Genomic DNA, 25,495 nt, shown 5'->3' with positions numbered 1-25,495 from the left:
ACAAAAAGGAGCCATTAGGCTCCTTTATCTCGCTTATGCTTCTTGGTCTGCTGGAGCTTCAGCGGCAGGTTCTTGCTCCTCGAGCTCAACCTTGTTTAGAAGGTTGTTACGAATAGTCATCTCAATTTCTTGAGCCACTTCTGGATGTTCTTTTAAGTAGGTAGAAGCATTTGCTTTACCTTGGCCAATTTTGTTGCCTTTATAAGAGAACCAAGCACCGGCTTTATCTACAAGTTTTTCTTTAACACCTAAATCAACTAGTTCACCGTAACGGTTAAAGCCTTCGCCATACATAATCTGGAATTCAGCTTGCTTAAATGGCGCAGCAATTTTGTTTTTAACCACTTTAACGCGAGTTTCGTTACCCACTACTTCATCTCCAGCTTTTACTGCGCCGATGCGGCGAATATCAAGGCGTACAGATGCATAAAACTTAAGCGCATTACCACCAGAGGTAGTTTCTGGATTACCAAACATTACACCAATTTTCATACGAATTTGGTTAATGAAAATACACATACAGTTAGTTTGTTTTAGGGTACCAGTTAGCTTACGTAAAGCTTGCGACATTAAACGTGCCTGCAGGCCAACGTGGCTATCACCCATGTCACCTTCGATTTCAGCTTTTGGTGTTAATGCTGCAACTGAGTCAATAACAATCATATCTACGGCGCCAGAGCGCGCTAGCATATCGGTAATTTCTAGGGCTTGCTCACCGGTATCCGGCTGAGATACCAATAGGTTATCTACATCTACACCCAGCTTTTTAGCGTAAATAGGATCTAGAGCATGTTCTGCATCCACAAAGGCACATACCTTGCCCACTTTCTGCGCTTGCGCAATCGCTTCAAGAGTAAGAGTAGTTTTACCAGAACTTTCAGGACCATAGATTTCAATCACACGGCCCATTGGTAAGCCGCCGGCACCCAAGGCGATATCAATTGATAAAGAACCAGTAGAAATGGTTTCGATATCCATGGTACGGTTATCACCAAGCTTCATGATTGAGCCTTTACCAAATTGCTTCTCAATTTGGCCTAGGGCCGCAGCTAATGCCTTTTGTTTGTTCTGATCCATATCGCCCTCGTTAGGTGCTTTTAACTATCTTGTTGACCAGTAGTATACTGGATGTTCATACAGTATCAAGTTTATTCCATAAAATTCCTAAAAGAGTTTTGCCTAATTTGCTGGCAGCTTTTATCCTTGCAGCTTCGTTTAACTAATTAGCAATTATTCGATTACGCCGATGACTGAAACAAACCTAGAAAAACATACGCCAATGATGCGCCAATACCTCAACCTAAAGGCGCAACATCCCGATATTTTGCTGTTTTATCGAATGGGCGATTTCTATGAATTGTTTTACGATGATGCTAAACGCGCCTCTGAGTTAATGGATATTTCGCTTACCAAACGTGGGCAATCCGCTGGTATTCCTATTCCCATGGCGGGCATTCCTTATCACGCAGCTGAAAACTACCTATCACGTTTAGTACAATTAGGTGAGTCGGTAGCAATTTGTGAGCAGATAGGCGACCCTGCTACCAGCAAAGGGCCGGTTGAACGTAAAGTTGTTAGGATTATTACTCCGGGCACAGTAAGTGACGAAGCGCTATTAGAGGAGAAACACGACAACCTATTGGTTAGCGTTGTGAATCAACAGCAGCAAATTGGCCTCGCTTATCTGGATATTGCTAGTGGTCGCTTCGTTATTAATCAGTTTAATGGCGAGGATCAGCTTCAAGCTGAGCTGCAAAGATTAAACCCAGCCGAATTGCTCTACCCCGATGATTTTGAATACTACCCGAGCCTACAAGGCTATAAGGGTTTACGCCGACGCGGTGAGTGGGAGTTTGATTTAGCCACAGCTGAAAAAGTACTGAACCAGCAGTTTGGCACTCGTCACCTAGATGGTTTTGGTGTAAGTGAATATCCACTCGCCCTATCTGCAGCGGGTTGCTTGTTGCAATACGTGCAAGATACCCAACGCACCGCATTGCCACATATCAATGCCATTATTATTGAAAGCCAAAGCCAGTTTATTCAGTTAGATGCTGCTAGTCGCAAGAACTTAGAACTTACTCGAAACTTAGCCGGCACTTACGACAACACTCTCAGCGCGATACTTGATCGCAGCGCAACAGCCATGGGCAGTCGCTTGCTCAACCGTTGGATTCACCAGCCGCTCAGTAATCAACAAGAGGTTGTCGCTCGCCAAGATTGCATTGCTGAGATACTAAGTACAGACCTCTACCCGCAGCTACAAAGCATTCTTAAATCAATCGGGGATATTGAGCGTATTTTAGCGCGTTTAGCACTGCGCTCAGCTCGCCCTCGCGACCTTGCTCGCTTGCGAAATGCTTTTGAGCAGCTACCAGAACTACAAACTTACTTGCACAATAGCCAAGCCTTGGCTCCCTTAGCCAAATCCATCGGCGAATTTCCAAATACGCTAGCGTTGCTGCAAAGTGCCATAATCGATAATCCTCCAGTACTTATTCGCGATGGAGGAGTTATTGCGCCAGGTTATAACCAAGAACTAGATGAGTGGCGTAACCTAAGCGAGGGTGCAACTCAGTTTCTAAGTGATATTGAGCAACGCGAGCGAGAACAAACCGGTATTGCGAACCTAAAAATTGGCTACAACAAAGTACATGGTTTTTATATTGAAGTTAGCCGAACACAAGCAGAACAAGTTCCAGAACACTATATTCGCCGCCAAACCTTAAAAAATATGGAGCGCTACATCATCGCCGAGCTAAAAGAGCACGAAGAAAAAGTGCTTTCTAGCCAGGGTAAAGCGCTCGCACTAGAAAAACAGCTATACGAACAATTACTCGACTTACTAATGCCAGCGCTTAGCAAAATGCAGCAAAGCGCCCAAACCATTGCTCAATTGGATGTGCTAGCTTGTCTGGCGGAAAGAGCAGAAAGCTTAAACTACTCTCGCCCAAGCTTTAAAAAAAGCTCGGGTATTAATATCCAAGGCGGCCGTCACCCTGTTGTAGAACAGGTAAATGACACACCTTTTATTGCCAACCCGGTTCAACTAAATAAGCAGCGCCAGCTATTAATAGTTACGGGTCCCAACATGGGTGGTAAGTCGACTTACATGCGCCAAACAGCGCTTATTTGTTTGCTGGCTTATATTGGCAGTTATGTACCTGCTGATGATGCGGAATTAGGACCTATTGATAAGATTTTCACGCGCATTGGTGCCTCAGATGATCTGGCAAGCGGTCGTTCGACCTTTATGGTTGAGATGACTGAAACTGCGAATATTTTGCATAATGCCACTGCCAATAGCCTAGTGCTAATGGATGAAATTGGCAGAGGCACCAGCACTTACGATGGTATGTCGCTAGCCTGGGCGGTAGCACAAGCCCTCGCAAAGCTAAAATCACAAACACTATTTGCCACCCATTACTTTGAGTTAACCCAACTTCCAGAGCTATTGGAAGGAGTAGCCAATGTACATTTAGACGCGGTTGAGCATCAGGATACCATCGCATTTATGCATCAAGTTCAAGATGGTGCAGCGAGCAAAAGCTATGGTTTGCAGGTAGCCGCTCTTGCTGGCATTCCAAAAGCAGTCATTAACCAAGCAAAACGAAAGCTTAAACAACTTGAAGCGATTGAACCTGCTGCCTCTGGAGCAGTAAATGGAGACTTAGCTGCACAGCTAAACATGGACTTAGGCGAGCCTGAGCCTCATCCAGTTTTAGTACAGCTCAATCAGCTAGACCCCAATGAGCTATCACCTAAAGCGGCTTTAGACTTGCTATTCAAGCTTAAACAACAAAGCCATTAAGCATTTAACTTACCCCACTAAACTAAAAAGGAAGCCTAAGCTTCCTTTTTTACTTTCTGAGAATTGGTTTTCTACACTTTAAATAGCGAGTCTATCGATAAGTTTTGTAGAGAAAGAATATCCCGTAAACGACGCAGCGCTTCAACTTGAATTTGTCTTACTCGCTCACGTGTTAAGCCTATCTCGCGTCCCACATCTTCCAGCGTAGACGCTTCATAGCCGAGTAGTCCGAAACGACGAGCTAAAACTTCACGTTGCTTACTATTAAGCTCACCTAACCAACCAACGATGCTGTTTTTCATATCATCGTCTTGAGTTTTATGCTCTGGACCGTGATCGTTTTCGTCAGAAATGATATCAAGCAAGGCTTTGTCATTGTCTCCGCCGATAGGCGTATCTACAGAGCTAATACGTTCGTTTAAACGCAGCATCTTGGTAACATCTTCGACCGGACGGTCTAGAGTTTCAGCAATTTCTTCGGCGGTAGGTTCATGATCTAAACGGTGTGCTAATTCACGAGCGGTTCGCAAATATACGTTTAGTTCTTTGACCACATGAATAGGTAAACGAATGGTTCGTGTTTGATTCATGATCGCACGTTCAATCGTTTGACGAATCCACCAGGTGGCATAGGTTGAGAAGCGGAAACCGCGTTCTGGGTCAAATTTCTCCACTGCACGAATCAAACCAAGGTTCCCTTCCTCGATCAAATCTAACAGTGCTAAACCCCGATTATTATAGCGGCGAGCAATTTTCACTACTAAGCGAAGATTACTTTCAATCATTCGTTTACGCGCAGCTTCATCACCTCTTAAGGCTCGCCGGGCATACAGAACTTCTTCTTCTGCGGTAAGTAGTGGAGAGAAACCAATTTCACCAAGATAGAGCTGGGTAGCATCTAAACTCTTGGAAACATCGGCTTGCATGATGTCATCTTTGTCTGTTTTTTTGTCAACAGTTTGATTCTTAGAACCTTCTGTTGAAACGCTTTTTAGTTTTACAGCAGTTTTTACTTGGGTCATAGCATAACCTCCCTGAACAAGACCTGATTGCTGTTATTGTTATATGCAATCTAGGCTAGAGTGCCGGTAGATACTTAGCTGGATCTACTGACTTTCCTTTGAAACGGATCTCAAAATGTAATCGCGTATCTGTTGTTCCTGTATCGCCCATATCGGCGATATGTTGCCCTACTACTACTTGCTGTTTTTCTTTAACACGTAAACGACTGTTATGGGCGTAAGCACTTAAATAATCGTCATTGTGTTTTATTATTATTAGTTTTCCGTAACCTCTTAATGCGCTGCCCGCATACACCACTCGACCCGGTGCTGAAGCTACTATTTTTTGGCCTTGCCTACCGCGAATATCTAAGCCTTTGTTACCATTCTCTTTATTAGAGAACCCTTTGATAACATTGCCTTTTGTTGGCCAAACCCAGCCTTTAACGGGGCCAGATTGGGATTTCGCAATAACTTTTGGCGAGTTTTTAGCGTATGCCTTTGTTGACGTTGATTCAAGTTCTTTTGACGATTTATTAACATCTTTAACTTGCGACTTCACAGTTTTATGCTTATTAGTTTTGGCATTACCAGACTTAACACCGCTACTTTTCAGTTTGATGGTTTGTCCAACATAAATTGTGTAAGGAGCCGGAATATTATTTCTTTTTGCCAATTGTTCGGGGTCTATCCCAGCTCGCCAAGCAATAGAGTAAAGGGTTTCACCCTTTTTGACTTTGTAGCTAGAACTGTTTAGTACCCCACGCGTCTCTGGGTTATAGGTTCCTGCATTAGTAACTGGTGCAGGACCACCCTCTCGACTACAAGCTTGTAGTAAGCATAAGAGCAATAAAACACTTAAATAACGCAGGTGATTCATTTATTTAGCGAAGCAGTAAATATGCAACCACTGCTAAAGCCACTACCAACCAGCCCAAAATTTCTACGTATTTACGAAGTTGTGCTTCCATTTTCTCTCCGCCCCACATCATCAAGCCAGCAACCAAGTAGAAGCGCATTCCACGCCCAACCAAGGAGATAAGCAAAAATGGGATAAATGCCATATTAAGAATACCGGCAGTTAGGGTGAATACTTTGTAAGGCACTGGGGTGAAGCTAGCGACAAAAATAACCAATACTCCCCATTTCTCAAACCATTCAAAAGCTACATCCATTTTGTGCTGATAGCCTACTGACTGAATGAAGGGCTCTACTAAAGGCTCATAGAAGAATTGACCTAAGGCGTAACCTAATGCAGCACCCAAAACCGAGAAGATCGTGGCTAACATAGCAAAGCGTAAGGCTTTGTTGGGACGAGAGAGCGCCATTGGCGCGAGCATAACGTCTACCGGAATAGGCCAAAAGATAGATTCAATAAAACTCATCCCTGAAAGATAACGCACAGCATGGCGGTGCTCAGACCACGTCATCACTCTATCGTATAAGGCACTAAATATTTTCACGCTAATTCACCATTAATTAAAGGAACAAAACGAACAGGTTCAAGGTTATGTTGGGTAAAACCTTGGGGTTGTTTTTCTATCAAGATTAGAGCTTGTTGCTGCTGTTGCTCACCGACAGGAATAATCATTCTGCCACCAACGCTAAGCTGCTCGATTAACGCTTCAGGAATGGCGGCTGCAGCTGCGGTAACAATAATGGCATCAAACGGCCCTTTGCTTGCCCAACCTTGCCAACCATCGCCATGTTTTGTTGCAACATTATGTAAGTCGAGCACTTTTAAACGACGTTTGGCTTGAAACTGCAAGGTTTTGATTCGCTCAACCGAGTAAACTTGCTCAACCAAAGAGGCCAAAACTGCTGTTTGATAGCCTGAGCCGGTCCCTATTTCGAGAACTTTTTTCGGCTTAGTTTGTAGCAAAATTTCGGTCATTTTTGCCACAATATAAGGCTGAGATAAAGTTTGTCCCTGCCCAATTGGCAAAGCGGTATTATCCCAAGCTTGATGTGCAAGCGCTTCGTCTATGAAATACTGCCTCGGTAACTTAGCGATAGCGTTCAAAACGGCTTGATTTTGTATACCGTGTTGACGCAGTTGATTCACCAATTTCACACTATTTGGGCTTTCGCCAAATTGCATTACCTTGCCTCCCAATCCTTGATCCATGTGTCTAGTTTGCCAATAAAGCTGTGGGCTGTCATATCTATTGTTAAGGGTGTTATTGATACGTAGCCTTGAGCTACAGCATGAAAGTCTGTGCCTTCTCCTGCATCTTGCTTTGCTCCTGGTGGACCAAGCCAATATATGTCATGACCACGTGGATCTTGCTGTTTAACCATCACTTCGGCGCGATGTCGGCTGCCAGCCCGAGTAACCTTAAGACCTTTGATCTGCTCAAGAGGTAAGTCTGGAACATTCACGTTAAGAATTTGATTACTCGGTAGGGCATGCTCGCGCAGTTGCTTGATTAACTTTAAGGTTACTTCTGCTGCAGTTTGATAGTGCTTCCCTTCACTGCCTACTAACGATACAGCAATTGCAGGCAAACCCAAGTTTCTTCCTTCCATTGCGGCAGCAACGGTGCCTGAATACAGCACATCATCACCGAGGTTAGCACCAGCATTAATACCTGCGACCACTAATTCAGGTAAGTCATCCACTAACTCATTAATTGCTAGGTGTACACAATCAGTGGGAGTGCCCTTTACGGAGATAGTTTGCTCATCTAAATGCACGATGCGCAGAGGATTCTCTAGCGTTAAAGAATTACTGGCTCCGCTACAGTTTCTATCTGGTGCAACAGTTAGTACTGGCGCGAGTTGCTTCAAACATTCGGCTAAGCATTGAATTCCAGGCGCGTGAATACCGTCGTCATTACTCACTAATATGGTCATGACCTTCACCTTGACAGTTTACAATTTCACGCAAAATACTGGTGGCATAGTTACCAGCACTCAGATAAAAGCTCAGCACAAGATCATTCCCATCCGCCTTGGCACTAAACTGCTGGGGTTTAAGGGCTAAAGCCCTACGTTCCATCTTTAAGCCTGCTTCACTTAAGCCTGAAATTATCTCTGGGGAAGTCTCAAGAACACTAGTCTCAAACGCTAAAGCATCACCTAAGCTGGCAAGCACGCCCTTGCCCACCATTGGCGCAGACAGCTCAATCTCACCTTGTTGAAAACGCGCTAGGATATCGGCATCCACTTGTTCAGCAACAAAGTATGCATTGCTGCTAGCAAACTTCATCACATCTCCAGTTAAGACCTCTGAGAAATGTTGCTGAGCAATACGTTCACTCACTGCGCGGTTAAACACCAAACTGCGCGCAGCAGAAAGGTAGATACTGCGTTTATCTCGATTCTTTACTCGCTGACCAGCAAACATCGCTAAGGCGCTGTCAATATTACTAGCGCCTCGACCAAAGCGCTGGGCACCGAAATAGTTTGGTACCCCAGCTTGGGCGACTGACTCGGCGCGCGCGATGGCATCTTGCATGTTTGAAACGTCACGCAAACGGATCCGAAAATTGTTTCCCGAAAGAGCGCCACGTTTTAATTTGCGGTTATGGCGTTCTATGGCAATAACTTTAACGCCCTCGCCTAAGTCCTCAGGCAGATCGATATTGGGTTTACCTGGCAACTGAATACTAAACCACTGGGTGGTAACTGCATGCCTGTCTTTTAGGCCCGCGTAGCTAATCACCTTAGGACTTACTTGGCAGGCTTCGGCCAACATTTTAACCACCCATGAGGTATTCTCACCGGTTTTTTCTACCTTCACCATCATGTGCTCGCCGTCGCCACTAAACTCAAAGGGCAATACTTCGTCCACACAAAAATCATTAGCTTGCTGTTTCAGTATTCCACTGCTCTGAGGTTGACCATGTAAGTAATTAAGCTGGTTGATCTCTTGTAAATAATCGCTCACCTAGCACTTCTCCAATAACACAACCGCATGGCTAGAAATGCCTTCTTTACGCCCTTCAAAGCCGAGCTTTTCAGTTGTGGTGGCTTTTACATTAATTTGGCTCACATCGGCTTGTAAATCTTCTGCGATATTTGCTCGCATAGCGTCAATATGAGGCGCCATTTTCGGCGCTTGCGCTACAATCGTTAAATCTAAATTTCCTAGTTTATAACCACGCTCTGTTACTTGCTCTACGACCTGGCGTAATAGAATTCTTGAGTCTATGCCCGCATAGGCTTGGTCGTTATCGGGGAAATGATGGCCAATATCACCTAAGGCCAAAGCACCCAATAAAGCGTCGCATAAAGCATGAAGGGCAACATCGCCGTCAGAGTGAGCCACAAAACCCTGCTCATAAGGAATCGCTACCCCGGCAACAATTAGTGGGCCTTCTCCGCCAAACTTGTGTACGTCAAAACCGTGGCCAATGCGAATACTCACTAAACTACCTCTTCACTTTTTTGCTGACTAATAAACCACTTAGCTAAGGCTAAGTCTTCTGGACAGGTGACTTTAATATTATCGCTACGCCCGGTAACCAAACTGACGGGGCTGTTAGCCCACTCCATCGCCGAGGCCTCGTCGGTAATAGCAGCGCCCGATAACAAGGCGTTTTGAATGTTCTCTTTTAACTCTCTCGCTTTAAACATTTGCGGAGTTAATGCATGCCAAAGCTGCTCTCTAGAGACGGTTTCAGCAACTTTGTCTTTTGCTCCACGCTTCATGGTATCGCGCACCTGCGTTGCTAAAAGTCCACCGCATTGCTGTTTCTCTACACTGCTAATCAATTTGCTGATATCACCTTGAGTTATACACGGCCTAGCGGCATCGTGGACGAGTACCCACTCATTTTGATTAGCGGCTTGTAGTCCAGCGAGTACTGAATCCGCACGTTCATCACCGCCTGTCACTGTGTGAATTCGCGAATCCTTAGCTAGTGATAATTGACTAAACCATTTGTCTTCGGGGTGTAATACGATAAGAACCTGCTTAATCGCAGGGTGGGACAAGAATACCTTGGCAGTAGTCTCCAAAATGGTCAACTCTCCTAAACACAAATATTGTTTAGGAACAGAGGCTTGCATGCGGCTACCAATACCTGCAGCGGGTAACAGCGCAGTGTACTGTTTATCTTCAGAATTCATGAAATGTTAATTCTCGGAACCACTTATTGTTCTATGTCGGAAGAAGGAATAATACGATAAAAGGTTTCACCTTGTTTGATCATTCCAAGTTCGTTACGCGCATGCTCTTCTACCGCATCTAAGCCACTGCGTAGATCGGTAATTTCGGCTGCTAATACCGAATTTCGTTGAGCTAATTCTTGATTTGCTAGGTCATGATTAGAGACCTGCTCGCGCAATGCAAAATAGTCATTGAGCGAGTTTTTGCCAAACCACAGTTGATACTGCAACAGCAAAACAATCAATATGAGTAAAATCTTAAACGAACGCATGGTTCCTCCCTGACAGAGATAATCCCATAAAGCCGTTTGTTACTCCATAAGCAGCACGTGATTTATCCAAATCCTAGGCAAAAAAAATCCCCGCCGAAGCGAGGATTTATAAAGCTATTGGTTTAATTCAAAAAGAATTATTGACCTTTAACTTCTTTAAGACCTTTGTAAGGTGCTTTTGAACCTAGAGCTTCTTCGATACGTAGCAATTGGTTGTACTTAGCAACACGGTCAGAACGGCTTAGTGAACCCGTTTTGATTTGGCCAGCAGCAGTACCAACAGCTAGGTCAGCAATAGTTGCATCTTCAGTCTCGCCTGAACGGTGAGAGATAACAGCAGTGAAGCCAGCGTCTTTAGCCATTTTAATTGCAGCCAAAGTTTCAGTTAAAGAACCGATTTGGTTGAATTTAATTAGGATAGAGTTAGCGATGCCGTTGTCAATACCACGCTTAAGGATCTTAGTGTTAGTTACGAACAAATCGTCACCAACTAATTGAATTTTATCGCCCATTAGTTTGGTTTGGTGAGCAAAACCGTCCCAATCAGACTCGTCTAAGCCGTCTTCGATAGAAACGATTGGGTACTGTTCAGTAAGTTCTTGTAGGAATACGTTGAACTCTTCTGAAGTAAATTTCTTACCTTCGCCTTTAAGGTCGTAGATGTTTGCTTCTTTGTCGTAGAACTCAGATGCAGCACAATCCATAGCTAGAGTGATGTCTTTACCTAGCTCGTAACCAGCGCCAGCTACAGCTTCTTTAATAGCAGCAAGAGCAGCTTCGTTAGACTCTAGGTTTGGAGCGAAACCACCTTCGTCACCAACTGCAGTTGAGTGACCGCCAGCTTTAAGAACTTTAGCTAGGCTGTGGAATACTTCTGCGCCCATACGTAGACCTTCGCGGAAGTTAGCAGCGCCAACAGGCTGAATCATGAATTCTTGGATGTCTACAGAGTTATCTGCGTGCTCACCACCGTTGATGATGTTCATCATTGGAAGAGGCATAGAGTAAACACCTGAAGTACCATTTAGGTCAGCGATGTGAGCGTATAGTGGTACTTTCTTAGAAGCAGCAGCAGCTTTAGCAGCAGCTAGTGAAACAGCTAGGATAGCGTTTGCACCAAAGTTAGCTTTGTTTTCAGTGCCGTCTAGGTCGATCATGATTTGGTCAAGCTCAGCTTGAGCCAATGCATCTTTACCAGTTAGTGCTTCAGCGATTGGGCCGTTTACAGCTTCAACTGCTTTTAATACACCTTTACCTAAGTAACGAGCTTTATCGCCGTCACGCAATTCTAGGGCTTCACGTGAACCAGTTGATGCGCCAGAAGGAGCAGCAGCCATACCAAAAGAACCATCAGCAAGATGTACTTCAGCTTCTACAGTTGGGTTACCGCGTGAATCCATGATTTCGCGACCAAGTACTTTTACGATATTAGACATTACTAATTTCCTCTATATAAATGAACTTCTAACTCTCTAAAAAACGTTACCCGCTAATTCAGTCTAGCGAGCTTTATTAAATTCACCAGCTGCCTTTACAAACCCTGCAAACAACGGATGTCCATCGCGAGGCGTAGACGTGAATTCAGGGTGGAATTGTGCTGCCACAAACCAAGGGTGAGCTGGGTTTTCAATTATTTCTACTAACTTTTTGTCCGAAGAAAGACCAGTTACCTGTAGGCCTTTCGCGGTAATTTTTGGCAATAATGTATTGTTAACTTCGTAGCGATGGCGGTGACGCTCATAAATTTCTACACTGCCATATAGCTCTGCCACTTTAGAACCTTTGGTTAAATGACAAAGCTGTGAGCCTAGGCGCATAGTGCCGCCTAAGTCTGAGTCTACATCGCGAGTCTCGACTTTACCGTCTTCATCAATCCACTCAGTAATTAAACCGACTACTGGATGTTTTGATTTAGGGTCAAACTCGCTAGAATGGGCATCTTTAAGGCCGGCAACGTTACGTGCGTATTCAATTAACGCTACTTGCATGCCTAAACAAATGCCTAAGTAAGGCACCTTGTTTTCACGAGCGTATTGCGCGGCTAAAATTTTGCCTTCTACGCCACGTTCGCCAAAACCGCCCGGTACCAAGATCGCGTCTAATTCTTTCAGTACATCCGTACCTTTTACTTCGAGATCTTGCGAATCAACATACTGAATTTTCACACTCAAACGGTTTTTAAGTCCGCCGTGTTTTAGTGCTTCGTTAACTGATTTGTAGGCATCAGGTAACTCTACGTATTTACCTACCATACCAATCACAATCTCATTGGTTGGGTTAGCTTCTTCGTAGATAACTTGTTCCCACTCACTTAAGTCCGCTTCTTCACAGTTGATACCAAAACGTTCGGTAACCAAAGCGTCTAAGCCTTGAGACTTAAGCAATGCTGGGATTTTATAGATGCTATCAACATCTTTTAAGGAGATTACCGCACGATCTGGCACATTCGTGAACAAGGCGATTTTTGCTCGCTCGTTAGCCGGAATCGCACGGTCGCTACGACAAATAAGAATGTCAGGCTGAATACCAATAGAACGCAACTCTTTTACCGAGTGCTGAGTAGGTTTAGTTTTTACTTCACCAGCTGCACCTAAATACGGTACTAAGGTTAGGTGCATGTACATGGCGCGTTCACGACCAATTTCAGTACCTAATTGACGAATAGCTTCAAGGAAAGGCTGCGATTCAATGTCACCTACAGTGCCACCGATTTCAACAATTGCTACGTCTACGCCTTCGCCGCCCGCCACAACGCGCTCTTTAATCGCATTGGTAATGTGAGGAATCACCTGAATGGTTGCGCCTAGGTAATCACCACGACGTTCTTTAGCCAATACATCAGAATAAACACGACCAGTAGTGAAGTTATTGCGCTTAGTCATTTTGTTACGAATGAAACGCTCATAGTGACCCAAATCTAAGTCAGTTTCAGCGCCATCTTCGGTTACAAATACTTCGCCGTGTTGGATCGGGCTCATTGTGCCGGGATCAACGTTAATGTACGGGTCAAGCTTCATAATGGTCACTTTAAGACCGCGAGCTTCGAGGATCGCAGCTAATGATGCAGCGGCAATACCTTTACCCAAGGAGGATACTACGCCTCCAGTGACGAAAATGTACTTTGTTGTCATGTCTAACCTGAGAAGTTGGATGTGTTAAGGGCGTATCTGCGATACTTGGACGGGGGCATAGTATAGCAAAGCCTCTTTAACACCACAATCAATGTCACTCTATCAAGACTAAGATTTAGTGGTTTTGTTGTAAATCAATTTTTGTAATTTTCTTTCACTTTATCCCACAGCGAATCCATTTCTGTAAGGCTCATATTTTCTAAGTTTTTCTCCGAATCCCTTGCCAGTGCTTCAACACCCTGGAATCTACGGGTAAACTTTTGGTTAGCTGCGCGGAGTAGATCTTCAGCGTCCAAATCGCAAGCTCGGGCTAAATTTACGCAAGAAAACAACAAATCACCGATTTCTTCAGCAATATCTTGCTGATTGTTCTCAGCAATGGCCTGCTTCACTTCAACTAATTCTTCTTCTACTTTATCAATAACAGGTGCCACATCTGGCCAATCAAAACCCACGCTGGCACAACGCTTTTGCAGTTTTTGAGCACGACTTAATGCAGGAAGTGCCAAAGGAACATCATCTAATACACTTAAATTACTCGATTGCGCTTTATTAGCGCGCTCTTTGGCTTTTTCTGATTCCCAATTTGCTTTAATGGCTGCCTCGTCGATAAAGGCTTGATCAGTAAAAACATGGGGATGACGGCGAATAAGCTTTTCACAAATGCCGTCCACCACATCAGCAAAATCAAAATCGCCCTGCTCTTTAGCAAACTGTGCGTAGAACACCACTTGAAACAATACATCACCCAGTTCAAGCTTCACTTCTGAAAAGTCAGCTTGCTCTAAGGCATGGTTAATTGCGTCAGCCAGCTCGTAAGTTTCCTCAATAGTATAAGGAACAATACTTTGCCAATCTTGCTTTTGGTCCCAAGGGCAACCCGTATCGGGGTCGCGTAGGCGCGCCATAATGCTTAACAGCGTCTCTATGCTATAAGGGCGTTGTGACATTGAAATGAAAATCCCTGAATTGTTAACGTAAACGGCGCGCTTCAATAATGTGGTTGAGCTGATTTATTTTGGCCAATACCCGCGATAAGGTTTCCAAGTTATAAATCTCTATTTCCATATCAATGGTAGCGGTTTGGCTTTTTACATCTGAGTGGCTTTGCATACCCATTACGTTCACTTTGTCGTTAGCCAACACAGTGGTGACGTCACGTAACAAACCGCTTCTGTCATTGGCAACAATGCGAATGGTTAAACTATAACTGCTCGCGGTATTGTCGCCCCAAACAGCATCAATTACTCGCTCAGGCGTGCGACTTACTAATTCGGCTAACTGTTCACAATCTACACTATGTATAGAGATACCTCGGCCTTGAGTAATAAAGCCTTTAATACTGTCGCCAGGAATAGGCTGACAGCATTTAGCAATGTGGGTCATCAGGTTGCCAACCCCATCTACCACGATGGAATCTTTAGCCCGCTTTTTCTTTTGCCCGTGATGCTCAGCCTTTTTGGCAATAGTTTCTAAGGCTTGGCGATCTTCCTCTTCTGCGGTTGGCTTATTCAATGTAGCCTGAAGATGATGAATTAATTGACTCAGTTTTACGTCACCGGCGCCGACAGCGGCCAGTAAATCATCAAGGTTTTTAACATTGAAACGCTCAACACACAGCTCTGCATCACTTAATTTAAAGCCATGCTTATGCAACTCAGTTTCAAGCAGATCTTTACCAGCAACTTGGTTTTTATCTTTGTCTTGTTTCTTGAACCAAGTGGCGATTTTATTGCGTGCACGTGAAGACTTAACATAACCCAAGTTAGGGTTGAGCCAATCGCGGCTGGGGCTAGATTCTTTTTGAGTGATAATTTCGACTTGCTCACCCGTATGCAGCTGGTAGGTGAAGGGCACAATTCTGCCGCCAATTTTAGCACCAATACAACGATGACCCACTTGGCTATGCACATAGTAGGCAAAATCTAAAGGCGTAGAACCGGCGGGTAAATCAATCACTTCACCGCTGGGGGTAAATACATAAACTCGGTCGTCAAATACTTGAGAGCGCAGCTCCTCAAGCATTGCACCGTTTTCTGCTATATCATCTTGCCAAGCTAATAGTTTACGCAGCCATGCAATTTTGTCTTCAAAGTCATTTCTACCACCGCTACCACCTTCTTTATACTTCCAGTGAGCAGCGACCCCAAGCTCTGACTCTTCATGCATTTGCTTGGTTCTAATTTGCACTTCTATCGACTTACCTTCTGGCCCAATCACTACGGTATGAATAGATTGGTAGCCATTGGGTTTAGGGTTAGCCACATAGTCATCAAACTCACTGGGGATGTGATGCCAAGAGGTATGCACAATGCCTAAAATGGCATAACAGTCTTGTAGCTGCTCGGCAACAATTCGAATTGCTCGCACGTCAAACAACTTATCGAAAGATAAGTCCTTCTTCTGCATTTTCCGCCAAATGCTATAAATGTGTTTTGGTCGCCCATAAACCTCAGCTTGGATACTGGCGCCAGAGATATCTTGTTGTAACTTGGCAACAAAGTCGTCGATGTATTGGGTTCTAGCAAGGCGTTTTTCATCTAGCTGCTTAGCAATTTGCTTGTAAGTTGCCGGGTGCAAATAGCGAAAGGTGAAATCTTCGAGCTCCCATTTTAATTGACCAATACCCAAGCGATTCGCCAATGGCGCATAAATGTCTTGGCTTTCTTTAGCAGCAAGTACACGAACATCTTCTTCTTCATTTTTTACTTCTCGTAAAAAACAAATCCGTTCGGCAAGCTTAATCACAATAGCTCGCACATCGCCCACCATTGCCAATAACATCCGTCGAACATTATCAATTTGCCCTGAAGACAGGCTTTTATTTTGCCCCGTTCGCAGCGCTTTCATAGCGTCCATTTGCGACGCATCGTGGCGCAATTTTATCACCTCATCGCTAAACTGAGGACTTAGCTTTTCTTCTGCAAGCAAATTGGCATCAACGAAGGGAAACAGCAAAGCAGCTTCTAAGGTGGGTAAATCCATGTTTAAGGTAACGAGGATTTCTACCATCTCCTTGCCCTTGGTTAAACAAGCATGGACTTGGTCTTTATCTGCTTCTAAAGCACGAAAGTAGTTGCTGGCGGCAAATAAATGCTGTTGATCGTCTACCGCAATATCAAGGCTAGCAACCCACTGGTTTTCATCAAATAAAAGTTGTTCATTTAGATGTGTTTCTCGTACCGAAACCATACAACAAAATTTCCTTTATAAATGCTACAAACACGGGTTTTCCATTAACGATTATCGTTCAAATAAGGCCATTGTTTCTACATGCTCAGTGTGTGCAAACATGTCGACTAAGGCGAGTTGACTTAAACGATAACCCGCTTGTTTAAGCACCTTGGCATCTCTCGCTAAGGTAGCAGGATTACATGAGACATATACTACGGTGCTTGGGCTAAGCTTGGCAACCTGCGAAATGGCCAGTTTTGCCCCTGCTCGGGCTGGGTCGAGCAATACTTTGTTAATTTTAGTCTTCTGCCAAGCTTTAGCGGTTTCTGCCTGCTCTAAATCACCACTAAAGGCGCTTATATTGGTTAAGCCATTGGCTTCAGCGTTTCTTAGCACTTGTTTGCTCATCGCAGCAACGCCTTCTACTGCTATCACATGTTGGGCTTGTTGCGCGAGAGCTAAGCTAAAGTTACCAATCCCCGCATACAAGTCCAAAATCTGGTCTTCTATGCTGGGCTTTAACCAAGCCAGCGCCTGAGAGACCATCGCTTGATTCATAGCCTCATTAACTTGAATGAAATCACCAGGAGTAAAGGCTAGACGCAGATTTTGCTCAGGCAAGATATAGTAGGCTTGCTCGCCCACCAGATAACTGGATTCCTCATCTGTGGCGATTGCTAGCGCTAGCTCATGTTGTTTAGCGAAGTTGAGCAAGGAGGTTTTAATCTTGTCCGAGGGTGCTTTGCTCAGCCTGATACGGCAGACATTTATTGGTTGGCAGTCAATCAACTCCACATGGCCAAGGCCTGCGGACTTAGGCCAGCTTTTTACCAGCTGTTGTAATGGCAGTAATAAAGCAGACAGTTGAGGCTTCAGTACCAAACACTCTGATATTGCGACTATTTGCTTGCTAGATTTTTGCCTAAAACCCAGCTGCCAACCATGCTGTTTGTCAAACCATGTACTTAGGCGAGTAGCGCGGCGGTATTGCCAGTCTTCACTGCTAAGCACGCTAAACTCGGGTAGGTCTTGGTAGCCCGATAGACGGCTTATCAACTCCCCTACTGCCTTTAGTTTGTATTCACGCTGCGCCTGCGACGACAAGTGCTGAGCGCTACAGCCACCACATTGCTGATAGAACTGACAAGCCGGTTTTACTCGCTGGGAAGAATCACTCAAGCGTTTGAGTAATTTAGCCGGACCAGATTTTGCGCTAGGCAATAGGTCAACTCGCTCTCCAGGCAATACACCGTCAACAAAATAAGCCTGCCCTTGGTGTTTAACCACCCCCTTTAAATGGTGGTCAAGTGCGTGAACTTGAGCGTCCCTAATTGCCTTTATCGACGTTGTTTTTGCTTTTGCTTTAAAAAATTGGGCCATAGAAGAGACTTATTTACTCGGTGAATACAAAAAAGGATGGGCTTATGTCATCATAAGCGATTGGAACCATGTCATTTTCCCATAAGAAACGTTTATGACCAAGTATGGCTTACGCGCCCGCGTATATATTCTCACCATTATACCTACTCTTTTTGTTGGTATCTTGTTAGCGAGTTATTTCACCTTTAACCGCAACCAGCAATTAGATAACTTTGTTATTGAACAGGGTGTGAATGTTATTGAGCCTCTCGCCATTGCCAGCGAAGTAGGCCTAAGCCGCTATAATCGCGAAAAAGTTAAATCACTAATTAGTGTTACTCACCGCAAAATGTCTCCGCTGATCAAAAGCATTGCGGTATATGACAAACACAATCAGCTGTTTGTAACCAGCAACTACCATCGCAATATACGACTACTGCAAAGTGATCCAGAGTTGCCACTACCTCAATCAACCCAAGTTGAGATTTACCCTAACCGGATTATTTTGCGTGCGCCTATTTGGGCTGAAGCAGAAGGCAGTTTTGCTGCATTTAGTAACGGTAAGCCAGAACTGCTTGGCTACATCTCAATGCAATACAACAAAGACCGCGCTTTATTGCTGCAATTTAGAGATACCACGGTAGCCCTGTTTATTGTGTTATTTGGCGTACTGATTAGTGTGCTATTCGCCTTCCAATTAAGTAAGCAAGTGACCCAACCGATTACTAACATGGTGAATATTGTTGACCGGATCCGCCAAGGGCGCTTAGATGCGCGTGTTGATGGCAGCTACACCGGTGAGCTAGGTTTGCTAAAACACGGTATTAACTCAATGGCCAAATCGCTGGCCGAATACCATGAAGAAATGCACCAAAGCATTGACCAGGCAACCAGTGATTTGCGTGAAACTCTCGAGCAGATTGAGATCCAAAACATCGAGTTAGATATTGCTAAGAAAGAAGCCCAACAAGGCGCTAAAGCTAAATCTGAATTCTTAGCCAATATGAGCCATGAGTTAAGAACACCGTTAAATGGTGTAATTGGTTTTGCCCGTCAGCTATTAAAAACCCAGTTAAACAGCAATCAGGCGGACTACTTACTAACTATTGAAAAGTCAGCCAATAACCTACTGGCTATCATCAACGACATTCTTGATTTCTCTAAATTGGAAGCTGGCAAGCTCAAACTAGAGCGCATTGAGTTTAACTTTCGCGATACCATTAACGATGTAGTCACCCTGCTCGCTCCTAGCGCTCAAGACAAAAACCTAGAACTTAACTTACTCATAGATCCTGAGGTGCCAGAAGGCCTGCGTGGCGACCCACTCCGCTTGCAACAGGTGTTTACTAACCTGCTGGGCAACGCTATCAAATTCACTCACCAAGGTGAAATAACCGTTGCGATTAGCTTAGTAAAACAACAAGGCCAGCAAGTGGTATTGAACGCGTCGGTAAAAGATACCGGCATCGGCATTTCGAAAGAACAACAATCACAATTGTTCCAAGCCTTTAAACAAGCTGATACCAGTATTAACCGCGAATACGGCGGTACTGGCCTAGGGCTAGTGATTACTCAGAAGCTAGTTCAACACATGGGCGGTGATATCAAACTGAGCTCAGAGCCAGAACAAGGCGCGGTGTTTAGTTTCGATATTCACCTAGAATCAGCCAACATGGTATTGGGCGCGCCGCTACCATTAACCGCGCTTAGCCAGCAGTCGGTATTGATGTTTGAACCGCATCAAGTAAGCCTATCGGTTGTTAGAGGTTTAGCTCAACAGTGGCAACTGCCCTTGAAAACAGCAACAGACGAAACGCAGTGGCAGTCACTGATCAAAGACTTCTCTGGCACCGTCATTATTGGTCATAGCGACTGGCAAACTCTGAGTCCACTAGAGAAGAAAATAAGTGAAGCTTTAGAACGTAATTCTGAAGTGATTGTTTTAATTAACTCAAACGACCCAGATATTCACCAGCAAATCATCGAAGCGGGTGCCAAACACTGCCTTAGCAAGCCGATTAACCACCGCAAGCTCGCTCAGGCCTTGGTAGATGAAAAGATAGCCGCTGCCGCAACAGTTACGCCTATGGCTAAAGTATCCCGTTCAAAGCTCGTGCTTAAGGTACTAGCAGTGGACGATAACGCAGCCAACTTAAAACTGATTTCAGCGATGTTGCATGAACTAGTTACCCAAGTTGATACTTGTACCAATGGTTTAGAGGCCATCACTAAAGCTGAAGAAGAGAGCTACGACCTCATTTTAATGGATATCCAAATGCCTATTTTAGATGGCATTAGCGCTACCCAAAAAATTCGCCAAGACAGTAAAAATGAGCAAACCCCAATTATCGCAGTTACTGCTCATGCTCTAGCTGGAGAAAAAGAGCAGTTATTGGGCCAAGGCGTTGATGACTACTTAGCCAAACCCATTGATGAATCATCATTAGAAAAGCTGATTCACCGTTGGCAGCCCAACGCTAAACTGTTAAGTAGAGAAAATCTAGCAGCCCCCCTAGAGCAACCCAAGCTTATAGAATTTGAGAATGCTAGCTTGTCGTGGCAACTGGCCATGCAACGCGCCAACAATAACCAAGCTTTAGCCATAGATATGTTTAGCATGCTGCAAGAAAGCTTCGTAGAGATAGAAGCCGCGATAGAGCAAATATTGAACCAACAAATAAACGCCGATGAATTTGTTCTATCGGTTCATCGCTTCCGCGGAGGCTGTGCTTATAGTGGCTGCAAACGCTTAGAGTCACTAACAACCACCATTGAAGATAGCCTGCGCCAACACGGTGATGTTGCCCAAGTGGAGCCTGAACTATTGGAATTAAGTGATGAAATCGAAAAGGTCAAACAGGCTGCCGTGCAGTTAAACCAGCAGCTCAGTTAAACAATCACTAGCCTACAAACAAAATAAAAGCCGCATAAAAGCGGCTTTTTTGTTTATCCAGCAATAATAAGCAGACTACTTAAATGTCTTGATTAGCTTCTTGCTCTTTAAGAAAGCGTCCAGTTAATATTTGGCCGCGATTACGGTTACAATACCAGTTGTAGAAGGGGTAACTGACCAAACCAAATAAGGCTGTCACTAAGGCATTACTAAAGGGCGAAATAATCATTGGCAATACAGCCTGAATAATATTGCCACCATTCATTACGGTATATATGAGTAATGCCAAGCCGGCAATAACACCCACGCCAAACCCCACTAAAGCCAATAACTTCATTAGACCAAATAAGTCTAACTGAACGCGATATCGTTCAACCAATGTTCTTCTCCTAATTAGCGCTCTAATACCACGGTAGCCACCGCGTAATCACGCTCATCACTTATACTAATAAACTGGCTACTCACCCCAAGTTGCTCACACAAAGCTAGCGCAGCGCCGTTAAATACCAACTCGGGTTTACCAAATTGGTTATTAGATACTTCTATTTGCTGAAAACCAACACCTTTAGCAATCCCAGTTCCCAGCGCTTTTGCCGCTGCCTCTTTGGCTGCAAATCGCTTCGCCAAAAAACGCGCTGGAGCAGCGTGTTGCTCAAAGCGAGCAAGTTCGACTTGGGTTAATACTCGCTTAGCCAAAGCATGCATTTGCTTGCTATTGGCTATTCGCTCTACTTGAACGATGTCGGTACCTAAGCCTACTATTGCCACGGTTTACGCTTCGCCTTGACGCGCTTGAACCATTAAAGCTTTCATTTCGCGTACGGCCGCATCCATCCCAACCATTACTGCACGAGCAATAATCGCATGACCGATATTGAGCTCAATGATCTCTGGCATGGCAGCAATAGGCAGTACGTTATGGTAATGCAAGCCATGGCCAGCATTTACTTTTAAGCCTTTGTCGGCAGCATAACTTGCCGCTGCGGCTATTTTTTTCAGCTCTGCTTGCTGCTCCGCTTCATCAGCTGCATCGGCATAATGGCCAGTATGCAACTCAATAAAAGGTGCGCCAGAGGCAATAGAGGCATCAATTTGCTCATCATCTGCATCGATAAACAGCGAAACTAAGATGCCAGCCTGGCTGAGCTTGGTTACTGCTTCGCTAATTTTTTCAAGATTACCAACTACGTCTAGTCCACCTTCGGTGGTTAACTCTTCACGCTTCTCTGGCACCAAACACACAAAATGAGGTTTGTGTTCACAGGCAATTGCTACCATTTCGTCAGTAACCGCCATCTCCAAGTTTAAGCGGGTTTGCACAGTTTGACTCATGATAGCAACATCACGATCAACAATATGGCGGCGGTCTTCCCTTAAATGAATAGTAATACCATCAGCGCCTGCCATCTCAGCAATCCCTGCTGCCAAAACGGGATCTGGATAAGTTGTGCCGCGTGCTTGGCGAAGAGTGGCGATATGGTCAACATTTACGCCTAATAAAATTTCACTCACGTATTTTCCTTTTTCAACAAGGCCTTAATTAAAGGCTCTATTGGTAGTTTTAATTTGGCTGAACAATTTGCGACTGGTCAATTCTCTGCCATTTAGCAATTGAGCAATCACAATTCGACAAAATCGTTTTGCACATAATAGATGTTGTGCTTGCTGCGGGTCAAAAGCTAATAGCATAAGTACTTCTTGGTAGCTAAATTCCACATTAGAATAGCGGCTCATACTCAAAACAAAACCTTCGCCCAAGTGGTATTGGTAACTTCGCCCTTGCGCAAATTCTTCGGGCTCGGTTAAGGCAAAACCGAGTTCTGCGACCAACAGCAATTCAAATTCACGTAAACATGCTTCTAAAGGCTGTTGTTTGGCCAAGGCCATTAAGCTGTCTTGATAATGGTGATACAAGGCTGGATAAGCGGTATTTTCTTCCAGCAAGTAATAAAGCAGCTCATTGAGATAAAGGGTGCTGTAAAGGTATTGGCCAAACAAAGGCAGCGCTAAGTTACTGGCTTCCACCTGTTTAAAGTTAAGTAAGCTGCCTTTACCGCTAAGCTCAACTAGTAACGGCACACCGGGTTGCAATATGCCTCGCCACTTAGAGCGTTTAGCTCGCGCTCCGCGGGCCACAGCACTCACTTTGCCATATTCAAGGGTAAACAGTTGTACTAGCAAACTGGTTTCTCGATATGGCCGCGTATGAATAACAAACGCCGGTGTGAGTGCCTGTTCAGGCAAGCTTATTCGTCTCCGTAACCTAGACTACGCAAGGCGCGTTCGTCGTCAGCCCAGCCGGATTTAACTTTCACCCACATCTCCAAGAACACTTTGTTATCAAACAAACGCTCCATATCTAGACGGGCTTCTCTACCAATGGTTTTTAGCTTGTCGCCTTTGTTGCCAATGATCATGCGTTTTTGGCTAGGACGCTCTACCAAAATAAGCGCGTTAATTTGGTAAACACCATTTTCTTGCATTTTAAACTGCTCAATTTCTACGGTAGTAGAATATGGCAGTTCTTGGCCAGTAAATCGCATCAGCTTTTCGCGCACAATTTCTGCCGCCATAAAGCGTGATGAACGATCGGTAATGTAATCTTCAGGGAAAAAGTGCACGTTCTCTGGCAAGGTTTGTTGAGCCCACTCGCGTAGTTGCTCAACGTTTTTACCCTGCTTGGCAGAAATAGGCAAAATATGAGAAAAATCGAATTTCTCCTGCATCATTTTCATATGCGGGAACAGTTCTTCTTTTTCTTGCACGTTATCCACTTTATTAATGGCCAATACCACTGGCACTTTCAAGTGACGTAATTTACCTAAGACTAACTCATCGTCGGGGTTCCACTTGGTGCCTTCAACCACAAAGATCACCATCGAAACATCACCCAGCGAACTGGTCGCCGCTCGGTTCATTAAGCGGTTAATTGCGCGTTGCTCTTCAATGTGCAAACCCGGCGTGTCAACAAAGATGGTTTGATAAATATCATCGGTATCGATGCCCAAAATACGGTGGCGCGTAGTTTGAGGCTTTTTAGAGGTAATGCTTACCTTTTGGCCTAAAATGGAATTTAGTAAGGTTGATTTACCCACATTTGGGCGACCAACAATGGCGACAAAGCCACACCGTGTATCATAGTTCATACTAAACGCTCCAATACCAATTCGGCCGCCACTTGCTCGGCCTTACGGCGGCTAGTGCTGATACCAATAACTGGCTTATCTAAGCCTTCTACTGCGCAGCTTACGGTAAATTGCTGATTATGTGCTTCGCCTTTAATTTCAACCACTTGATAGTCTGGTAAGGCTTGCTTTCTAGATTGCAGTATTTCCTGTAATCGAGTTTTAGGATCTTTTTGGCTAAGGCCCGGCTCGATAGTGTTTAGGCGATCTTTATACCAACGCAATAACAATTCTTTTGCGCTATCGTTACCGCTATCTAAATACACCGCACCAATAATTGCTTCTACGGCATCGGCCAAAATTGACTCACGGCGAAAACCACCGCTTTTCAATTCACCTGGCCCAAGCTTGATGTACTCGCCTAATTCAAAACTGCGCGCTAACTCAGCCAAGGTTTTTCCCTTTACTAAGGTTGAGCGCATCGGGCTTAAATCGCCTTCCGATACATTAGGAAAGCGGTGATACAATTCGTCGGCAATTACCCAACTAAGCACAGCATCGCCTAAAAACTCTAGGCGCTCATTGTGCACGCCACCGGCACTGCGGTGAGTGAGCGCTAGGTGCAATAAACTGTCATCTTTAAATGTATACCCTATGGCACGCTGTAAGCGTTCTGGGTTTGAGCTAATCATCATCTACCTACTTGATCGCGCCAATGCGATTAAATCGAACACCTGTGGGTATCCATCCCGGTAATATTGAATCTTCAGCACGCTCAAATTCAAAGCTAATCCATATTGCTACTGCTTTACCCACTAAGTGGTCATCAGATACAAAACCCCAGTAGCGGCTGTCGGTGCTGTTATCGCGGTTATCACCAAAGGCTAAATAGTGGCCTTCAGGCACAATCCACTCATCTTGAGCCGTGCCTGGCTGTTGATAAAAGTATTGCACACGATCAGGTGCTGCAGGGTTGATTAAAATCTCGTGTTCAACTTCAGCTAAGCTCTCACGGTAGTTCTCTAAAGCCATTGGACCTTGTTTAAAGCGTCCGGACACTTCAAAATCTAGCGGTACCGATTTTAACTCAGGGCAAGGCTTTGCTTCACACTTCGGCTGAATAAACAGCTGCTTACCACGATAAATAACTCGGTCACCAGGTAAGCCAACAATGCGCTTAATGTAATCAATACGAGTATCTTGAGGGTATTTAAACACCGCGATATCGCCACGCTCAGGTGAACCAGTTTCCACAATAGTGCTGCGAGTCACCGGATCTTTTATGCCGTAAGCGAACTTCTCTACCAAGATAAAGTCACCCACTAACAAGGTTGGCATCATAGAGCCCGATGGGATTTGGAAAGGCTCGTAAATAAACGAGCGTAATACCATTACAATGGCGATGACCGGAAATACCGAGCGACCATTCTCAATCCAGCTTGGCGGCGTTGTGATTTTCTCTTCGGCGTCATTAGGCAATTCGCCACCCGCAGCAGTGCGGGCGCTTTGCAGTTTAAGTTCGCGTTGCTTTTCCCAATGAAACTTGTCTAAGGCCCAGATTATGCCCGTGACAAAGGTAGCAATAACCAGGATTAGCGGAAATATAGTGGCCAT

At 44.6% G+C, this 25,495-nt stretch carries 24 protein-coding genes; 2 read left to right on the top strand and 22 right to left on the bottom strand.

Annotated elements, in window-relative coordinates:
- Nucleotides 1–33: 33 nt before the first annotated feature.
- Nucleotides 34–1,077, bottom strand: a complete 1,044-nt coding sequence (recA, locus tag G6R11_RS02535) for a recombinase RecA (RefSeq protein ID WP_163131195.1) — start codon at nucleotides 1,075–1,077, stop codon at nucleotides 34–36.
- Nucleotides 1,078–1,237: 160 nt separating this feature from the next.
- Between recA and mutS the strand changes: the two genes are divergently transcribed.
- Entirely contained in the window at nucleotides 1,238–3,811 is a 2,574-nt protein-coding gene (gene mutS / locus G6R11_RS02530) for a DNA mismatch repair protein MutS (RefSeq protein WP_370525638.1), read from the top strand.
- Nucleotides 3,812–3,882: 71 nt separating this feature from the next.
- Here mutS and rpoS read toward each other — a convergent pair whose 3' ends face one another.
- The 14 genes from rpoS to rlmD all read right to left on the bottom strand — a co-directional run bounded on the left by rpoS (nucleotide 3,883) and on the right by rlmD (nucleotide 17,884).
- A complete protein-coding gene (gene rpoS, locus G6R11_RS02525) occupies nucleotides 3,883–4,833 on the bottom strand; it encodes an RNA polymerase sigma factor RpoS (protein ID WP_163131191.1) in 951 nt (316 codons plus the stop codon).
- Nucleotides 4,834–4,888: 55 nt separating this feature from the next.
- The gene (locus G6R11_RS02520; protein WP_163131189.1) at nucleotides 4,889–5,692 is read right to left on the bottom strand and encodes a peptidoglycan DD-metalloendopeptidase family protein; all 804 of its coding nucleotides are present in this window, start codon (nucleotides 5,690–5,692) and stop codon (nucleotides 4,889–4,891) included.
- Between the two features lie 4 nt (nucleotides 5,693–5,696).
- A complete protein-coding gene (locus tag G6R11_RS02515) occupies nucleotides 5,697–6,275 on the bottom strand; it encodes a YqaA family protein (protein ID WP_163131187.1) in 579 nt (192 codons plus the stop codon).
- Nucleotides 6,272–6,913 (bottom strand): protein-L-isoaspartate(D-aspartate) O-methyltransferase, encoded by a 642-nt coding sequence (locus G6R11_RS02510; protein ID WP_163131878.1) that lies wholly within the window; start codon nucleotides 6,911–6,913, stop codon nucleotides 6,272–6,274. The genes G6R11_RS02515 and G6R11_RS02510 overlap by 4 nt, the downstream gene beginning before the upstream one ends.
- Nucleotides 6,913–7,668 carry a 5'/3'-nucleotidase SurE gene (gene surE, locus G6R11_RS02505; RefSeq protein ID WP_163131185.1) on the bottom strand — a complete coding sequence of 252 codons (756 nt, stop codon included), beginning with the start codon at nucleotides 7,666–7,668 and terminating at the stop codon, nucleotides 6,913–6,915. Before surE ends, G6R11_RS02510 begins: the two co-directional genes overlap by 1 nt.
- Nucleotides 7,649–8,704 carry a tRNA pseudouridine(13) synthase TruD gene (gene truD, locus G6R11_RS02500; RefSeq protein WP_163131183.1) on the bottom strand — a complete coding sequence of 352 codons (1,056 nt, stop codon included), beginning with the start codon at nucleotides 8,702–8,704 and terminating at the stop codon, nucleotides 7,649–7,651. The genes surE and truD overlap by 20 nt, the downstream gene beginning before the upstream one ends.
- Nucleotides 8,705–9,178, bottom strand: coding sequence for a 2-C-methyl-D-erythritol 2,4-cyclodiphosphate synthase (ispF, locus tag G6R11_RS02495; RefSeq protein ID WP_205472590.1), 474 nt, complete (start codon nucleotides 9,176–9,178; stop codon nucleotides 8,705–8,707). It abuts the gene before it with no gap.
- Between the two features lie 5 nt (nucleotides 9,179–9,183).
- A complete protein-coding gene (ispD, locus tag G6R11_RS02490; RefSeq protein WP_163131179.1) occupies nucleotides 9,184–9,888 on the bottom strand; it encodes a 2-C-methyl-D-erythritol 4-phosphate cytidylyltransferase in 705 nt (234 codons plus the stop codon).
- A gap of 23 nt (nucleotides 9,889–9,911) precedes the next feature.
- Nucleotides 9,912–10,199: a cell division protein FtsB gene (ftsB, locus tag G6R11_RS02485; protein ID WP_163131177.1), complete on the bottom strand. Its 288-nt coding sequence runs from the start codon at nucleotides 10,197–10,199 to the stop codon at nucleotides 9,912–9,914.
- Nucleotides 10,200–10,336: 137 nt separating this feature from the next.
- Nucleotides 10,337–11,635 carry a phosphopyruvate hydratase gene (eno, locus tag G6R11_RS02480; protein WP_163131175.1) on the bottom strand — a complete coding sequence of 433 codons (1,299 nt, stop codon included), beginning with the start codon at nucleotides 11,633–11,635 and terminating at the stop codon, nucleotides 10,337–10,339.
- 63 nt (nucleotides 11,636–11,698) lie between these two features.
- Entirely contained in the window at nucleotides 11,699–13,330 is a 1,632-nt protein-coding gene (locus G6R11_RS02475) for a CTP synthase (protein WP_163131173.1), read from the bottom strand.
- Nucleotides 13,331–13,464: 134 nt separating this feature from the next.
- Nucleotides 13,465–14,280 (bottom strand): nucleoside triphosphate pyrophosphohydrolase, encoded by an 816-nt coding sequence (gene mazG, locus G6R11_RS02470; protein WP_163131171.1) that lies wholly within the window; start codon nucleotides 14,278–14,280, stop codon nucleotides 13,465–13,467.
- A 22-nt stretch (nucleotides 14,281–14,302) separates the two neighbouring features.
- On the bottom strand, nucleotides 14,303–16,522 hold the full coding sequence (gene relA, locus G6R11_RS02465) for a GTP diphosphokinase (RefSeq protein ID WP_163131169.1): 2,220 nt from the start codon (nucleotides 16,520–16,522) through the stop codon (nucleotides 14,303–14,305).
- 51 nt (nucleotides 16,523–16,573) lie between these two features.
- Nucleotides 16,574–17,884: a 23S rRNA (uracil(1939)-C(5))-methyltransferase RlmD gene (rlmD, locus tag G6R11_RS02460; RefSeq protein WP_163131167.1), complete on the bottom strand. Its 1,311-nt coding sequence runs from the start codon at nucleotides 17,882–17,884 to the stop codon at nucleotides 16,574–16,576.
- A 94-nt stretch (nucleotides 17,885–17,978) separates the two neighbouring features.
- On the opposite strand from rlmD, the gene barA reads away from it, so the two are divergent.
- Nucleotides 17,979–20,756: a two-component sensor histidine kinase BarA gene (barA, locus tag G6R11_RS02455; protein ID WP_163131165.1), complete on the top strand. Its 2,778-nt coding sequence runs from the start codon at nucleotides 17,979–17,981 to the stop codon at nucleotides 20,754–20,756.
- A gap of 79 nt (nucleotides 20,757–20,835) precedes the next feature.
- On the opposite strand, the gene G6R11_RS02450 is transcribed toward barA, so the two are convergent.
- From G6R11_RS02450 to lepB, 7 genes are read right to left on the bottom strand one after another with little or no spacing between them, the layout of a single operon-like run.
- Complete coding sequence (locus tag G6R11_RS02450) at nucleotides 20,836–21,135, bottom strand: hypothetical protein (protein WP_163131163.1); 300 nt, start codon at nucleotides 21,133–21,135, stop codon at nucleotides 20,836–20,838.
- A gap of 14 nt (nucleotides 21,136–21,149) precedes the next feature.
- Nucleotides 21,150–21,524, bottom strand: a complete 375-nt coding sequence (gene acpS / locus G6R11_RS02445; RefSeq protein ID WP_163131161.1) for a holo-ACP synthase — start codon at nucleotides 21,522–21,524, stop codon at nucleotides 21,150–21,152.
- Between the two features lie 3 nt (nucleotides 21,525–21,527).
- Entirely contained in the window at nucleotides 21,528–22,268 is a 741-nt protein-coding gene (pdxJ, locus tag G6R11_RS02440; RefSeq protein ID WP_163131160.1) for a pyridoxine 5'-phosphate synthase, read from the bottom strand.
- A gap of 24 nt (nucleotides 22,269–22,292) precedes the next feature.
- Nucleotides 22,293–23,000 (bottom strand): DNA repair protein RecO, encoded by a 708-nt coding sequence (recO, locus tag G6R11_RS02435; RefSeq protein ID WP_163131159.1) that lies wholly within the window; start codon nucleotides 22,998–23,000, stop codon nucleotides 22,293–22,295.
- Nucleotides 23,001–23,002: 2 nt separating this feature from the next.
- Nucleotides 23,003–23,902 carry a GTPase Era gene (gene era, locus G6R11_RS02430; protein ID WP_163131157.1) on the bottom strand — a complete coding sequence of 300 codons (900 nt, stop codon included), beginning with the start codon at nucleotides 23,900–23,902 and terminating at the stop codon, nucleotides 23,003–23,005.
- On the bottom strand, nucleotides 23,899–24,573 hold the full coding sequence (rnc, locus tag G6R11_RS02425; RefSeq protein ID WP_205472588.1) for a ribonuclease III: 675 nt from the start codon (nucleotides 24,571–24,573) through the stop codon (nucleotides 23,899–23,901). Before rnc ends, era begins: the two co-directional genes overlap by 4 nt.
- A 7-nt stretch (nucleotides 24,574–24,580) precedes the next feature.
- The gene (gene lepB / locus G6R11_RS02420; RefSeq protein WP_163131155.1) at nucleotides 24,581–25,495 is read right to left on the bottom strand and encodes a signal peptidase I; all 915 of its coding nucleotides are present in this window, start codon (nucleotides 25,493–25,495) and stop codon (nucleotides 24,581–24,583) included.

Source organism: Agarivorans sp. Alg241-V36, assembly GCF_900537085.1.
GTDB lineage: Bacteria > Pseudomonadota > Gammaproteobacteria > Enterobacterales > Celerinatantimonadaceae > Agarivorans.
The sequence above is the reverse complement of the archived record's forward strand: the minus strand, read 5'-3'. Positions and strand labels throughout refer to the sequence as shown.

Excerpts from the sequence above, each read along its gene's own strand:
- barA (WP_163131165.1), top strand. The coding sequence starts at position 17,979 with ATGACCAAGTATGGCTTACGCGCCCGCGTATATATTCTCACCATTATA.
- relA (WP_163131169.1), bottom strand. The coding sequence starts at position 16,522 with ATGGTTTCGGTACGAGAAACACATCTAAATGAACAACTTTTATTTGAT.
- G6R11_RS02510 (WP_163131878.1), bottom strand. The coding sequence starts at position 6,913 with ATGCAATTTGGCGAAAGCCCAAATAGTGTGAAATTGGTGAATCAACTG.
- mazG (WP_163131171.1), bottom strand. The coding sequence starts at position 14,280 with ATGTCACAACGCCCTTATAGCATAGAGACGCTGTTAAGCATTATGGCG.
- G6R11_RS02475 (WP_163131173.1), bottom strand. The coding sequence starts at position 13,330 with ATGACAACAAAGTACATTTTCGTCACTGGAGGCGTAGTATCCTCCTTG.
- G6R11_RS02520 (WP_163131189.1), bottom strand. The coding sequence starts at position 5,692 with ATGAATCACCTGCGTTATTTAAGTGTTTTATTGCTCTTATGCTTACTA.
- surE (WP_163131185.1), bottom strand. The coding sequence starts at position 7,668 with ATGACCATATTAGTGAGTAATGACGACGGTATTCACGCGCCTGGAATT.
- rpoS (WP_163131191.1), bottom strand. The coding sequence starts at position 4,833 with ATGACCCAAGTAAAAACTGCTGTAAAACTAAAAAGCGTTTCAACAGAA.
- lepB (WP_163131155.1), bottom strand. The coding sequence starts at position 25,495 with ATGGCCACTATATTTCCGCTAATCCTGGTTATTGCTACCTTTGTCACG.
- ispD (WP_163131179.1), bottom strand. The coding sequence starts at position 9,888 with ATGAATTCTGAAGATAAACAGTACACTGCGCTGTTACCCGCTGCAGGT.
- recA (WP_163131195.1), bottom strand. The coding sequence starts at position 1,077 with ATGGATCAGAACAAACAAAAGGCATTAGCTGCGGCCCTAGGCCAAATT.
- rlmD (WP_163131167.1), bottom strand. The coding sequence starts at position 17,884 with ATGGCCCAATTTTTTAAAGCAAAAGCAAAAACAACGTCGATAAAGGCA.
- rnc (WP_205472588.1), bottom strand. The coding sequence starts at position 24,573 with ATGATTAGCTCAAACCCAGAACGCTTACAGCGTGCCATAGGGTATACA.
- era (WP_163131157.1), bottom strand. The coding sequence starts at position 23,902 with ATGAACTATGATACACGGTGTGGCTTTGTCGCCATTGTTGGTCGCCCA.
- eno (WP_163131175.1), bottom strand. The coding sequence starts at position 11,635 with ATGTCTAATATCGTAAAAGTACTTGGTCGCGAAATCATGGATTCACGC.
- ftsB (WP_163131177.1), bottom strand. The coding sequence starts at position 10,199 with ATGCGTTCGTTTAAGATTTTACTCATATTGATTGTTTTGCTGTTGCAG.